Origin of the sequence: Mucilaginibacter sp. SJ (assembly GCF_028993635.1) — a bacterium.
Classification (GTDB): domain Bacteria; phylum Bacteroidota; class Bacteroidia; order Sphingobacteriales; family Sphingobacteriaceae; genus Mucilaginibacter.
The window spans coordinates 4,037,491-4,050,561 of sequence record NZ_CP118631.1; the positions used below are offsets into that span (position 1 = coordinate 4,037,491).

16 protein-coding genes are annotated in these 13,071 nt (G+C 42.8%); 2 read left to right on the forward strand and 14 right to left on the reverse strand.

Annotation, left to right across the window (positions count from 1 at the left end; all coding sequences use genetic code 11):
- Window positions 1-196: 196 nt before the first annotated feature.
- From polA to MusilaSJ_RS16390, 4 genes are all read right to left on the reverse strand, one after another.
- Entirely contained in the window at window positions 197-3,004 is a 2,808-nt protein-coding gene (polA, locus tag MusilaSJ_RS16375; RefSeq protein WP_274985997.1) for a DNA polymerase I, read from the reverse strand.
- Between the two features lie 209 nt (window positions 3,005-3,213).
- Complete coding sequence (locus MusilaSJ_RS16380) at window positions 3,214-3,777, reverse strand: DNA-3-methyladenine glycosylase I (protein WP_274985998.1); 564 nt, start codon at window positions 3,775-3,777, stop codon at window positions 3,214-3,216.
- Entirely contained in the window at window positions 3,777-4,376 is a 600-nt protein-coding gene (locus MusilaSJ_RS16385) for an ExbD/TolR family protein (RefSeq protein WP_274985999.1), read from the reverse strand. The genes MusilaSJ_RS16380 and MusilaSJ_RS16385 overlap by 1 nt, the downstream gene beginning before the upstream one ends.
- A gap of 107 nt (window positions 4,377-4,483) precedes the next feature.
- Window positions 4,484-4,831: a carboxymuconolactone decarboxylase family protein gene (locus MusilaSJ_RS16390; protein ID WP_274986000.1), complete on the reverse strand. Its 348-nt coding sequence runs from the start codon at window positions 4,829-4,831 to the stop codon at window positions 4,484-4,486.
- 113 nt (window positions 4,832-4,944) lie between these two features.
- Here MusilaSJ_RS16390 and MusilaSJ_RS16395 point away from each other — a divergent pair, with 113 nt between their 5' ends.
- Window positions 4,945-5,322, forward strand: coding sequence for a VOC family protein (locus MusilaSJ_RS16395; protein ID WP_274986001.1), 378 nt, complete (start codon window positions 4,945-4,947; stop codon window positions 5,320-5,322).
- 68 nt (window positions 5,323-5,390) lie between these two features.
- Window positions 5,391-5,750, forward strand: coding sequence for a VOC family protein (locus MusilaSJ_RS16400; RefSeq protein ID WP_274986002.1), 360 nt, complete (start codon window positions 5,391-5,393; stop codon window positions 5,748-5,750).
- Between the two features lie 216 nt (window positions 5,751-5,966).
- Here the strand turns inward: MusilaSJ_RS16400 and MusilaSJ_RS16405 are convergent, their stop codons facing one another.
- The 10 genes from MusilaSJ_RS16405 to pgl all read right to left on the reverse strand — a co-directional run bounded on the left by MusilaSJ_RS16405 (window position 5,967) and on the right by pgl (window position 13,070).
- Window positions 5,967-6,299 carry an MGMT family protein gene (locus tag MusilaSJ_RS16405; protein ID WP_274986003.1) on the reverse strand — a complete coding sequence of 111 codons (333 nt, stop codon included), beginning with the start codon at window positions 6,297-6,299 and terminating at the stop codon, window positions 5,967-5,969.
- Window positions 6,299-6,958: a tRNA (guanosine(46)-N7)-methyltransferase TrmB gene (trmB, locus tag MusilaSJ_RS16410; protein ID WP_274986004.1), complete on the reverse strand. Its 660-nt coding sequence runs from the start codon at window positions 6,956-6,958 to the stop codon at window positions 6,299-6,301. The genes MusilaSJ_RS16405 and trmB overlap by 1 nt, the downstream gene beginning before the upstream one ends.
- 156 nt (window positions 6,959-7,114) lie before the next feature.
- Complete coding sequence (locus tag MusilaSJ_RS16415) at window positions 7,115-7,561, reverse strand: hypothetical protein (protein ID WP_274986005.1); 447 nt, start codon at window positions 7,559-7,561, stop codon at window positions 7,115-7,117.
- Between the two features lie 3 nt (window positions 7,562-7,564).
- Window positions 7,565-7,915 carry a phage holin family protein gene (locus MusilaSJ_RS16420; protein ID WP_167516304.1) on the reverse strand — a complete coding sequence of 117 codons (351 nt, stop codon included), beginning with the start codon at window positions 7,913-7,915 and terminating at the stop codon, window positions 7,565-7,567.
- A 61-nt stretch (window positions 7,916-7,976) separates the two neighbouring features.
- On the reverse strand, window positions 7,977-8,243 hold the full coding sequence (locus MusilaSJ_RS16425; protein ID WP_090532345.1) for a YtxH domain-containing protein: 267 nt from the start codon (window positions 8,241-8,243) through the stop codon (window positions 7,977-7,979).
- Window positions 8,244-8,406: 163 nt separating this feature from the next.
- Window positions 8,407-9,441 carry an AI-2E family transporter gene (locus MusilaSJ_RS16430; RefSeq protein WP_274986006.1) on the reverse strand — a complete coding sequence of 345 codons (1,035 nt, stop codon included), beginning with the start codon at window positions 9,439-9,441 and terminating at the stop codon, window positions 8,407-8,409.
- Window positions 9,442-9,519: 78 nt separating this feature from the next.
- Window positions 9,520-9,723: a hypothetical protein gene (locus MusilaSJ_RS16435; RefSeq protein ID WP_090532342.1), complete on the reverse strand. Its 204-nt coding sequence runs from the start codon at window positions 9,721-9,723 to the stop codon at window positions 9,520-9,522.
- 1 nt (window position 9,724) lies between these two features.
- Complete coding sequence (locus tag MusilaSJ_RS16440; RefSeq protein ID WP_274986007.1) at window positions 9,725-11,173, reverse strand: sigma-54-dependent transcriptional regulator; 1,449 nt, start codon at window positions 11,171-11,173, stop codon at window positions 9,725-9,727.
- 173 nt (window positions 11,174-11,346) lie between these two features.
- Window positions 11,347-11,949, reverse strand: coding sequence for a hypothetical protein (locus MusilaSJ_RS16445; RefSeq protein ID WP_274986008.1), 603 nt, complete (start codon window positions 11,947-11,949; stop codon window positions 11,347-11,349).
- A gap of 389 nt (window positions 11,950-12,338) precedes the next feature.
- Window positions 12,339-13,070, reverse strand: a complete 732-nt coding sequence (gene pgl / locus MusilaSJ_RS16450) for a 6-phosphogluconolactonase (protein ID WP_274986009.1) — start codon at window positions 13,068-13,070, stop codon at window positions 12,339-12,341.
- Between the last annotated feature and the right edge of the window lies 1 nt (window position 13,071).

Genomic DNA, 13,071 nt, shown 5'->3' on the forward strand with positions numbered 1-13,071 from the left:
GGCAGGATTGAGAATAGCGGGAAAATAGGAATCAAAGGCTGTTGCTAATGGATTAGCCGCAATAGTATCTAAATTATGCCAATTGCGAGCGAAGCGCGGCAATCGCACGGAGACATGGCCGCTTTAACTTGCGCTCGTTTGTAACCTACCGCAAGGATCAAATTTTTAGAAGCACCCCCTTTAGGGGGCCGGGGGGCTAATGCGCCTCCAGCCAGTTTAATCCTGTTCCAATCTCCACCATAATAGGTACCTCGGTTTTGATGGCTGTTTTCATGTTGTGCATAATGATCGGTTTTACGATCTCTACCTCATGATTAGGCACGTCAAACACCAACTCGTCATGTACCTGCATGGTCATGCGGGCATCCAGCTTTTGGGCTTTGAACTCCCGGTGAATGTTGATCATGGCTATTTTGATCATATCGGCAGCCGAACCCTGTATAGGGGCGTTAATAGCATTTCGTTCAGCAAAACCGCGAACGGTTGCATTGGCCGAATTGATATCGCGCAGGTAGCGGCGGCGGCCCATCAAGGTGCACACATATCCGTTTTCGCGGGCGAAGTTCATGGTATCGCTCATGTATTGTTTAATGCCGGCAAACTGGATAAAGTATTGTTCAATAATTTCGGCAGCTTCTTTACGTGGTATGCCCAGGCTTTGCGATAAGCCAAAGGCCGACTGCCCGTAAATAATGCCGAAATTAACCGCCTTGGCGTTGCGACGCTGATCGCTGGTTACCTCGTCAAGCCCGATGCCGTAAACGTTGGCCGCTGTTGCCGTGTGGATATCGTGGTTATTGATAAAGGCTTGCATCATGTTAGGATCTTTGCTGATCTCGGCAATGATGCGCAGTTCGATCTGCGAATAATCCGCAGATACGATGGTATGATTGCTATCCCTCGGGATAAACGCCTTTCTCACTTCGCGGCCGCGCTCGGTGCGGATAGGGATATTTTGCAGGTTGGGGTTAACGCTGCTTAATCGGCCTGTTGCGGCAACAGCCTGGTTGTATGATGTATGTACTCTGCCTGTTTTAGGGTTCACCATCTGCGGCAGTGCGTCAACATAGGTCGACTTTAATTTTTGCAGCTGGCGGAAATCAAGGATATCGCGTACAATATCGCTCTTGGCAGCTAATGAAAGCAATACGTCCTCTCCGGTTTGATACTGACCTGTTTTGGTTTTTTTGGCTTTTGGGTCAAGCATCAGTTTTTCAAACAAAACCTCGCCCAGTTGTTTTGGTGATGCGATGTTGAATTTTACGCCCGCTTTTTCATAAACCGTTTTCTCGTATTGGGCAATGTCGGTTTCCAGTTGCTTGCTAAAATCGCGCAGTGTATCGTGGTCTATTTTTACGCCTTCGTACTCCATATCTGCCAGTACATAAATAAGCGGGTGCTCTATCTCGTTCACCAGTTTTTCGCCTTCAACCTCTTTTAGTTTAGGCTCAAAAACATCTTTTAGCTGCAGGGTGATGTCGGCGTCTTCGGCTGCGTATTCTTTAATTTTTTCAAAATCCACATCGCGCATATTGCCCTGATTTTTGCCTTTGGGCCCGATAAGTTCTGTTATGGAAACCGGTTTGTAGCCAAGGTAATTTTCCGACAGGATATCCATATTGTGGCGGGTATCCGGATCAAGGATGTAATGGGCCAGCATGGTATCAAACAGAGTTCCTTTCACTTCGATGTTGTACCATTTCAGCATCAGGATATCAAACTTAATGTTTTGCCCTATTTTGCCGATATTTTCATTTTCAAGCACTGCTTTAAATTCGGTAACAATGCTTTGTGCTCCCGCCTGGTCGGCAGGGACGGGTACATACCAGCCCTGTCCTGGTTTAACAGAAAACGACAGGCCTACCAGTTCGCAATGATTAGGATCGGTACCGGTGGTTTCAGTATCGAAGCAGATGGTTTGCTGCTGCGCTAATACTTTGATCAGTTCGGCGCGTTTTTCAAGGGTGTCGGCCAAATGATACTCATGCGGCGTATTGTTAATATTTTTGGCAGCGATGATCAGGTCCTCACGAATATCTTCCACATCAACCGTCATGGTGGTACGACCGGTTGCCGTTGGATTGCCAAAAAGATCGATCTGGGTTCCGGCCAGTTTCAGTTCAGTAATACTGAAATCATCACCAAATACACGCTTGCCTAAAGTACGGAACTCCAATTCGGCAAAAAGCGGCTCTAATAGTTCCTTACTTGGAGCGCATACTTCGAGGCCTTCTTCATCCAGCTCAACAGGTACATTTAGCAATATGGTAGCCAGTTTTTTCGACATCAGGCCCTGATCTTTAAACTGTTCAACGTTTTCGCGCTGCTTTCCTTTAAGCTCATGGCTATGCTCAAAGATGTTTTCCATCGAGCCATATTGTTTAATAAGGGCTTTGGCCGTTTTTTCGCCGATGCCCGGAATGCCCGGAATGCCGTCTACCGCATCGCCCCATAGCCCTAAAATATCTATCACCTGGTCAACACGCTCAATTTCCCATTTGGCCAGTATTTCTTTAACGCCCTGTATTTCCATCTCGTTACCCATGCGGGCCGGTTTGTAAATGAAAATATTATCTGATACCAGTTGGCCAAAATCCTTATCAGGCGTCATACAATAAACAGTGTAGCCCTTTTGCTCAGCTTTTTTTGCAAGCGTACCGATAATATCGTCGGCCTCGTATCCGTCGGAGGTGATAACCGGTATGTTAAAACCCAATATGATTTTTATAACATAAGGTAATGCCTTTGCCAAATCTTCGGGCATGGCTTCACGATGAGCTTTGTAGCCTTCAAAATCGGTATGTCGTTCAGTTGGTGCTTCGGTATCAAAAACCACGGCCATGTGGGTAGGGGCCTCCTTTTTCAAAACATCCAGCAGGGTGTTGGTAAACCCCATCATTGCCGAGGTGTTTAGCCCGGTTGAGGTAAACCGTGGTGTTTTACTTAAAGCAAAATGAGCCCGGTAGATAAGGGCCATGCCATCCAAAAGAAATAGTTTTTTCATCTTTTTATGATTTCACTAATTTTTATTTTCCGGGATTTCACCGATTGATTTGTGATTTCACAGATTTTAAAATGAGCGATAGTAAGTGATTTCATTATGATGCACTGATAAATTAAATGATCAATGCGGTTTTCTTGTTTCAAAAATACAATTAATGTTGACGAATAATCATCCCTTCCAATTCAAAATCAAACCGGTTAAATCCCAAACTACTTGAAACTACAAGCAGGGATATGATCATTCACCATGCCTGTGGCCTGCATAAAAGCGTAGCAAATGGTGCTGCCGAAAAATTTAAAACCGCGCTTTTTCATGTCTTTGGCTATCGCATCGGACTCGGGACTGGTTGCCGGTGTAACGTTAGAGTTGTTCATGATGGTTTTCCCTCCCGGCATAAAACTATACAGGTATTTATCAAATGAGCCAAACTCCTTTTGTATGTCTATAAACAATTTGGCATTGCTGATGGAGGTTTGTATTTTAAGACGATTTCGGATAATCCCTTCATCTTGCAGCAGGTGTTCAACATCTTCATCGGTAAAGGATGCCACTTTTTGCACATCAAAATTGGCGAAGGCTTTACGGTAAGCTTCTCTACGCCGTAAAATAGTGATCCAGCTAAGCCCGGCCTGTGCCGACTCAAGGATCATGAACTCGAAAAAAGTGTCATCGTCATGCACTTCTTTACCCCACTCCTGGTCGTGATATTTTATGTACAATTCGTCTGTTCCGGCCCAGGAGCAGCGGGTTAGGTCGTTGGTTTGATTGCTCATTATATTTGTCTTAGATAGGAATAAATGATTGAAAATTTGGTGATTTTTTGCTGATCTAACATGTCTATTATGTTTTTGATCTCAGGATAAGGAGTTTCTCCATCGGCCATGATAAAAATGCGCGATCTTCTATTATGTTTTTCAAATGTAGCTTTGCGTGATTCTTTTATCCATTCGGCTAATTCATCGAGCCTTAATCCCGGTTGATTGTAATAGCCTGTAGCGTTGTAATAACCCGAAATATATTTTTTGATTTGAGCCAATGGCGTCCCGATCACATCCGTTTCGCCAAATTTAGTTATCTCCGCAGGCGTGAAACCGGTATCGTATCTATCTCCCATTTGTTTTAGTGTTTCCTCTTGTATGTCCGCTGCATCAAACTTTAGCATTAGCTTTTGTTGTCCTACGAGTATAGTAGTTGTGTAAGTTTCCGGATCTGCAGTATTAAAACAATGGCCAATTGGCAAATTGATTAAAATAGGATAACGTATTGCGGGGCGCCCACTCAGCATAAGAAATAATAACACAACCAGCAGCAAGTTGAACATCGGAAACATGTCTACGTCAAAATGCTTTCTGCGGAATTTAGGTCTGTACATGGCGTGAAAAGGTTAAGTAAAGGATTAAACAACGGTATTACGAGGAGCGAATCCTATAATGCTAAACAGGAATTTGCTTCACTCCTTATAACGCCGCTGTTACGTACTTATTTCACTTCATTTAACTCATCCCAATACTCAACAGCCCTGCGGTAATGCGGGATAACTATCGAACCACCTACCAGGTTGGCTATCATAAAAATCTCGTTCATTTCATCATGGTTGACGCCGGCTTCGTGGCATTTGCCGAGGTGGTATTTAATACAATCGTCGCAGCGTAAAACCATGCTGGCAACCAGGCCGAGCATTTCTTTGGTTTTAACATCCAGTGCACCTTCGGCATAGCTGGTGGTATCGAGCGCAAAAAAGCGTTTAATGTTGGTATTGGCGGTTTCCATGATCCTGTCGTTCATTTTAGAGCGATAGTCGTCAAATTCTTCTACAAGTTTTCCCACTGTATGTTTGTGTTTGTTAATAAAAATTTAAGCTAATTAAGCTAAAATATTTAGCATTTAAAAGATTGGATTGCTATTTTTATGGCGTTAACCAAATTCTTTACACACTAATTATGGAAAGTTTATCACCTAACATTTTTGTAAACGATATTAATGCAACCATCAGCTTTTATGAACTGCTTGGTTTTAAAGTAGCCATGAGTGTACCCGAAACCGGACCCGATCTTGTTTGGGCCATGATGACTAACGGAAGCGTTACCATGATGTTCCAAACCTTTAGCAGCCTGGCCGATGATCTGCCTGAGATAAGCCGTACCGACGGCGGCTCATTACTGTTGTACATCAACCTGAAAAATATCCGTGCTTTTTTTGAAGAGATAAAGGATAAAGTAACCGTACTAAAAGGCCTCGAAACTACCTTTTACGGCGCTACCGAATTCTCCATAATGGATAATAACGGTTATGTGCTTACTTTTGCCGAGCATGAATAACCGAGGTTATCATAGAAATTAATAATTTAATTAAAATCGCCTTCTTTAGGGGGGATTTAGAGGGGCTTATGATCAACTTTAAACGTGCCGACCATATCCAGGTTTGCGTTCCGTTAGAACGGCTGGAAGAAGCAAGAATTTTTTATACTGACGTTGTGGGGTTACAGCAGATAGAACGGCCGGCCTTTAATTCAAAAGGCTATTGGTTTCAGATATCAGATATCCAGCTTCATTTAAGTACTGAAGATGCTTTGCCGCGCACATCGCGGCATACGGCCTTTGAGGTTACCGATATTGCAGAAGCCCGCCGGCACCTGGAAAGCCATGGCGTTGAGTTTTGGGAAGAACCTGTTCTTCCGGATCGCACGCGGTTTTCATTTATTGATCCATTTGGGAACAGGATGGAGCTGCTGCAGTTTACGGAATAGCTTTATTGTACTGCCGACGCCCGGTTCTTCTCCGCAGCTGTTAACACCAAACACAGACAGTAACGCCGGGGGTTAACAGGGTTAACAGAAATTTGAATGTGTTCGATTTGTTAGCTGATAGTCAGGCACTTAATAAAAACAGGGGTTAGCACGAAGATTTCTTTGCCGATGCCGGGCAAGGGCTGGGCGGCGGCGCATTTTGATTAAAGTGAGATATCACAGCGCCAGCTCTATCATAGGGTCCCAAAAAACTGTTTTAAAATTCTGCACCTGATCGTCAACTACTTTTACACCTTCGCTTTCCAGCATCCCGGCCATGCGGTTGCCGCCGAAATGGGCTTTGGCAGTTAACAAACCCTGGCGGTTTACTACCCTGTGTGCAGGTACCGGAGGCTTTACATTCCCGGCCGCCTGCATGGCCCAGCCTACCATCCGCGATGAGCCTTTGGTACCAAGATAGGCTGCAATAGCTCCATATGAGGTCACCCGGCCCGGCGGAATGAGCCGGGCTACCTGGTAAACTTTTTCAAAAAAATTAATATCTTCCATTAAGCGTTTTCGGTAAATGAAAACTTAAGGTAGTTAATGTTCTTGTTATCCTTTAAATATTTTTTCTCGTAGTAGGTTTTGATAGATAGCACCTCATCGGCATATGCTGAATTGTAGAGGTCTTCAGTTTTAACGTGCAGATTCAGCTTCAGCTCGTCAATTTTTTCGGCAGTGTAGGCGTGCAGTCCGTCGTTATCAGTTTTAAGGTTAACACAGCCGCCCGGTTTTAAGACGATGATATATTTATCTAAGAACCGTGGTGAAGTTAATCGCTTTTTCTCGCGGCTTAATTGCGGCTGCGGGTCGGGAAAAGTGATCCAGATCTCGTCTATTTCGCCGGGAGCAAAATAATCAAGCAGATTTTCGATCTGGATGCGTAAAAAAGCAACATTAGGCACACCGTCTTCAAGAGCAGTTTTGGCGCCGCGCCAAATGCGGTTGCCTTTGTAGTCGATACCAATGAAGTTTTTATTGGGGAACATCCGCGCGAGGTTCACGGTATATTCGCCTTTGCCACAGGCCAGTTCAAGCACAACCGGGTTCTCATTCTTAAAAAATTCAGCGGCCCACCGGCCTTTAAAGGGCTTGCCCGCATCTAATTGCAATACATTATTAAAGGTTTCAACCTCGGCAAAACGCCTTAACTTATCTTTTCCCACTTTACGTTTTTAAAATAAAGCGCAAAAATATTGAAATTATTTTAACACGAATGATTTGCGTGCCATAGAACAATTAAATCGAATTACACGAATTGGTTTAATGGATCTGTATAGCAAGTTTGAGAAATTCGAATATTAGCATTCGTGTAAAAATTATTATACGACAGCCCCGCCCACAGGCTTAACATATGGCTCAGGTTTATATGCAGCGTCATCTTTCTTTTTGGTGAACTTGGCGAAAAGCGCTTTTGCTTTGTCCCAAATACTGCTCACGGTATCCTCATTAACATAGTTTGAAGCCTTTTGTGATACCAGGCCAACCAGTGTTTTTACCAGAAAGTTGGAGTGTTTAAAAAGCGTTTTATTCAATGTAAGCGGAATCACGAACCTGGAGATGAGGTTGAGGATATCGGGATGGAAAAAACTGGTATTTTTTACACCATCGGTATCATTTGAACGCGGGAACAGCGTAAGCACAGTTGAAAATAAAGCAGACGGGCTGTTAACGCGTGCCTTCAAAGCCACCGATTGCTGTTTTTCAAGCGTTTTTAACCTGAATATTTCGGCTTGCAGATCGCTGATGTTGGTGATATGAAGATCCATGGTTTATCTTTTAAATATTTTTTGAATAAAGATGTTGATAAGCGGCCTTTCAAGGTGTCGTTTAAATATCTTGATAAACATGGCTATCAAAAAGTAAAGCACGGCAATGCATCCAAAACCCATCCAGTAGGAGTGTAAGATATCGGCAAGAAAAAAGCCTAAGGTAACACTTGCAAAAAGAAAAGCCAGTACCATGCTTATTACAGTCACCAAATCGGCAATGATGCTTGCTAATATGGAGGTACCACCTTCAATAGCTTCGTATTTTAAAAGTTTAAACCGGGTTTCGGCATACTCCTTTAACTGATCAACTATTGGGGGTACTGGTGGTTGAGTCTCTTTTTTATCTTCCATGGGTAAGGTTATATATCCCGGATGTTTTTTTATCCGCATCCGGGATTGGTGTTATACATGCTTATGCGTGCTCGAGGTCGTCCTGGTATTCTTCTTCGGCGCCTTTAATTTTCGACTTGATGTTTTCAACAACTTTGTCTTTTAAGCCAACCAGGTTGTCAATTTCGGCAGCCGCAGTATCTTTTATCGACTCTCCCAGGTTTTTTAATGATTCGGTAAGCTTGTCGCGGGTTTCATTGCCTTTATCAGGTGCAAACAAAATACCTAACGCTGCCCCTGCTGCTAAACCGGCAAGCAATGCAACAACTACTTTTGAGTTATCATTCATTGTAATATAATTAAAAGTTGAACATTTGATTAGTTACGTGTAAATATCCTGCCAAATATGTGCATTTGGCACAATTATTTTTATTTAAGTATAAATTAACTTTTATCAGCCAAATAAATTTTACCCTGTGTTCACAAAACTATTCAGGCTTGTACGGTATATTTTATACGCTGTTTATCCGTTCAAGCCTGTCGGCCGCCATGCGGTTTGTTTCATAAATTTCCATCAGCAGCAGGAAATAGGATAGCAGCACCGGGCCAAACACCAGGCCAAGAATCCCGAAAAGGGGAAGGCCTATAAAAACGCCTATTATTGAAATAATAGGGTGTGTGTTGGCAACGCGTTTGTTAATGACCATGCGCAAAAAATTATCAATATTGCCAATGAACAATAAACCATAAGCCAGTAAGGCTACTCCCTGCCAGTTGTGCCCCTGTGCAAACAATACAATGCTTGCCGGGATACATAGCGTTGGCGCCCCTACCACAGGTAAAAACGAAATAAAGATAGCGATAACCCCCCAAAAAATCGGGTCGGGGATGCCGAATATCCAAAATCCGTTGGCCAGTAATATTCCCTGTGTAAGTGCTATAATTCCCTGGCCTAAAACGTTTGAATAGGTAGAATCGCGCAGGGCATTGGCAAATTTCAATGCATGCTGCTCTCTGAATGGCGCATATTTCAATAACCCGGCCTCAAATTCACGTATTTGTGTAAACATGAAATATAGTATAATATACAATACCAGCAGGGTCAATATAGTGTTGGCCGCACTGCCCAGTATAGACGGGAAGAGGCCGGTGGCAAAAGTGCCTAATTTTTGTAAAGTCTCTTCGGCAAAATGAGGTTGATTAAGGTTAGCCCCGGCAAACGCATCAATTTTTGAAATCCATTGGTCAATAGGAAGATCTTTAAGGTTGATGCTTGAAATTTTGCCCACAACCATTATGCTTAGTGTTAAAAAAGGGATCACAATAACAATAAGCGATATAAAAATAATAAGCAGGGCTACTAAAGAGGGGTTCCATCCTCTATTTTCGGCAAGATTGATGTAAAGAGGGCGAAAAATGGTGAACAGCACTACGGCGCCAAGAATTGAGCTAAATAAGCTGCTGAGCGCATATAGTAAAAAACACCCAAGTATAATGATACTCGCCAGAATAATATTGTTGCGCTGCTTATAATTGAAGACTGACATGTAGGCTGTTGATTGATACTTGCTTAAACAAAAAAACGCCAAAAAGTTTTAGCGTTTCAAGCATTAATTGCAACGCCTTTAATTGGTATCGTTAAGCAGGGTATTGATCCGGATTGAACTTATTTCTATCGTATCCATGTAAAACAAACAATCTGATGTTGGATTGGGTATTTCATACCGTAATTGCTCAAGCGCCAGGTGAATGTTTGATAATTGATTTTTTATATCGTGCCTTAATTTACGCATGGCCTCAGCATCGTCCTTTTCTTCATGAGCCCCCATTTTACTTAAGGTTAATGGCCTTCATTTTATTATAAAGGGTTTTGCGGTCGATATTCAGGATCTCGGCAGCTTTGGTTTTGTTGAAATTAACTTCCCTTAACACCCTTATAATTGTTTCGTACTCGGCCTCGAGCGCGGCATTTTTAAGGTCGTGACGGGGTTCTTTAGCCTCGGGCGCTTCTACCGCATGCGCTGTGGTATGATGATGCTGGGTATAATGATTAGCCGTTTCATATGATAATTTATAGGTCGACATTTCAAGCGGCAAAGCTTTAAGCGTGATCTCATTGCCCTCGGCCAAAAGCGCTGCACGGCGGATCACGTTTTTAAGCTCGCGGATATTGCCCTGCCAGCGGTAATTCATAAAGCAATCCACAACCTCCTGCGAAAACGATTCCACGTTGCGCCCGAGCTCCTGGTTGGCTATTTTTAAAAAATGTTCGGCCAGTAATATAATATCATGGCCGCGCTCACGCAATGGCGGCATGTAAATGCTAAACTCGTTAAAGCGATGATAAAGATCTTCGCGGAAACGGCCTTTCTGGATCCCCTCCTGCAGGTTCTCGTTGGTGGCTATGATAATACGTACATCAAGATCTATCTCTTTGGTACTGCCTATTCTTTTGACTTTACGTTCCTGTACGGTACGAAGTAAAGCCGCCTGGATCTCGTATGAAAGGTTGCCCACTTCATCTAAAAATAAAGTACCTCCGTTAGCCATTTCAAAGTGACCTATTTTAGTATATAAAGCGCCGGTAAATGAGCCCTTTTCGTGGCCGAAAAACTCGCTTGCCGCGAGCTCCTTGGTTAAGGAGCCGCAATCCATTGCTATAAAAGGCTGGTTATGCCGCGGACTGTTGAGGTGAATGCTTTTCGCTACTGATTCTTTTCCGGTACCGCTTTCGCCTAAAATAATAACACTGTAGTTTGTTGGTGCTACCAGCTCTATCTGCCGGGCAAGCTCTTTTGACGCGCGGCTGGTGCCGGTTACAAAGTCGGCCGCAAAAACGGTTTTTTTTACGGTGTTAACTTTAGTTTTCTCAGGTAAAATAGCCGCCTGTGGCTCCTCGTCAATTTCAACCAGGGCGTGGTGAGTTTCAAGTGCCTTATTAATAGTATTTAATATTTCATCAGGATACAGCGGCTTGGTGATATAATCATAGGCCCCCATTTTAATAAGCTCAACCGCCATTTTAATATCTGAATAACCGGTGATGATGATAACCCCTGTTTTTGGATATTGAATTTTAATATTGCGGAGCATTTCGCGGCCGTCGGTATCTTCGAGCCTGAAATCACATAGTACAAGTTGATATTCACCATTTTTCAACGCTTCCATCCCCCCGGTACCGCTTGATGCCGTACTAACGTCAAACCCATTCCGCGTCAAAAACTTCGATAGCAATAACGCCACATTAACTTCATCATCAATGATGAGGATCCTTTTCATATTCAGCAATTATTGTGCGGTAAATGTAATATTACGTGTCAAAATACAAACAATGTGCTAATTTATACGATTTATTTAATTATAAAGGTTCATATCAACTAAAAAAACATAATAAAAAAGGGGAGCCCGAATGAGCTCCCCTTTTTATATCAAGGTATTTGTAGGGCCATATATTAAAAGCCGTACGCTACACGTAAACCTATAAAGTTAACTTTGCTTGCATCAACGCCGGTAGCATATTTGGTAGTTGCTTCATAGCGGATACCGGCATCAATAAAGCTGCTTGCACTTACCGGGAACTGAACACCAACTTGCGGAGCATAAACAAATGCAGTTGATTTATTAGCGCCAACGTCAGATTTGTTTAACAGGAATGCAGCACCGGCTTCGCCCTGAACATAAAAATTGCTGATAGGGAAGTATTTTAAACCTGCTTTAACCGGGATTAAATGAAAATCAGTTGCGTCAAGGCCTTGTACACCGCCGATGTCTTTTTTACCAAAGATGTTGTTGTAACCTGCGTTAACAGTAACAAATAACTGGTTTGAAAGAACCGGGATATCAGCCTGTACCGAACCGCCTAAATTCCACTTGTAGTTATCTTTGAAATCGCCAAGAGGAATGCCTGCGTCAACACCGATGCTGTAACGGATGCCGCTTTTAGTTGTAGTTGATGTTGTTGTAGTGGTAGTAGGTGTAGATGTTTGTGCTTTTGCACCAAATGCTAAGCCTGCAAATGCAAAGGCTAATGCTGAAACTTTGAATAAATTTTTCATAACTATTGTTGTGTTTTTGATATATGTTGTTTTAAACACACAGCAAATTAACAACACAAATCAGATGCGATTTTTCATCCAAAAGTCATGAATATTTAATCAATTGATTAATAGTAATTTATTTTTTGACCCTATGGGTATTTTAGTCAGGTTAGTGTAAAATGCAGTTGTAATTGCTGTTTTTTTGTCAAAATTAACCTTGGCTTAACATGTGCTTTTGGTTCGAAAAATGATGAATTCTGCGTGAAATTGGGCAAAACGGCTAAATGACCAAAAAATAATACTATAAAATTAGTTACAACATGCACCCGGTAATCATTACTGCCCGACCAAACAAAAAGGCCTAAGCAAATGCTTAAGCCCTTTTGTTGCCAAAATAATAACGAATATTATTCTTTAGTCTCCAATTCAGCAGCAGCCGGTTCATCAAGGAACCATGCTACCTCGCCGGATATGGAATCAATAAGTTGTGCCGGATAAAGCTCAATATCTTCATCATCTTCCAGGATGTGTTTTACAGCTTCGGCCTTACCGGCGCCATAAACTAAGAATGCTATTTGAGCCGCATCATTAATAAGCGGTGCGTTGAGGGTAATACGCCATACCTGTTGATCTTCCAGCCATACTTCTTTCACACCAGGCACACGGTCATGCAACACCGGTGTATAAGGGAATAATGACGCGGTGTGCGAGTTATCGCCTAAGCCTAACAGCACGAGGTCAAAGCTTGCCTCGCTATCATCAAAAAACGCCGAGATCACCTCCCAGTATTTGGCAGCGGCTTCGGCAGGGCCAAACGATGTCTCAACCGGAAAAATCTGCGCCGGACTGATCATCAATGGCTCAAACAACGCTTTTTTTGCCATCAGGTAATTGCTGTCCTTATGGTCATGCGGCACGTTACGCTCATCGCCAAAAAAGAAGAAAACTTTTTCCCAGTTCACCTGGTCGGCGTATGTTGTTGAAGCTAACAGCTCATATAGCTTTTTAGGTGAGCTGCCGCCCGAAAGCGCCACACTGAATTTGCCGTTTTTGTTAATGGCTTCGGTAGCCAGGGTAACAAAATGATCGGCCAGCCCGGTTAAAACTTCACCTTCCGTGTTATAGATATTCAGTTTCATC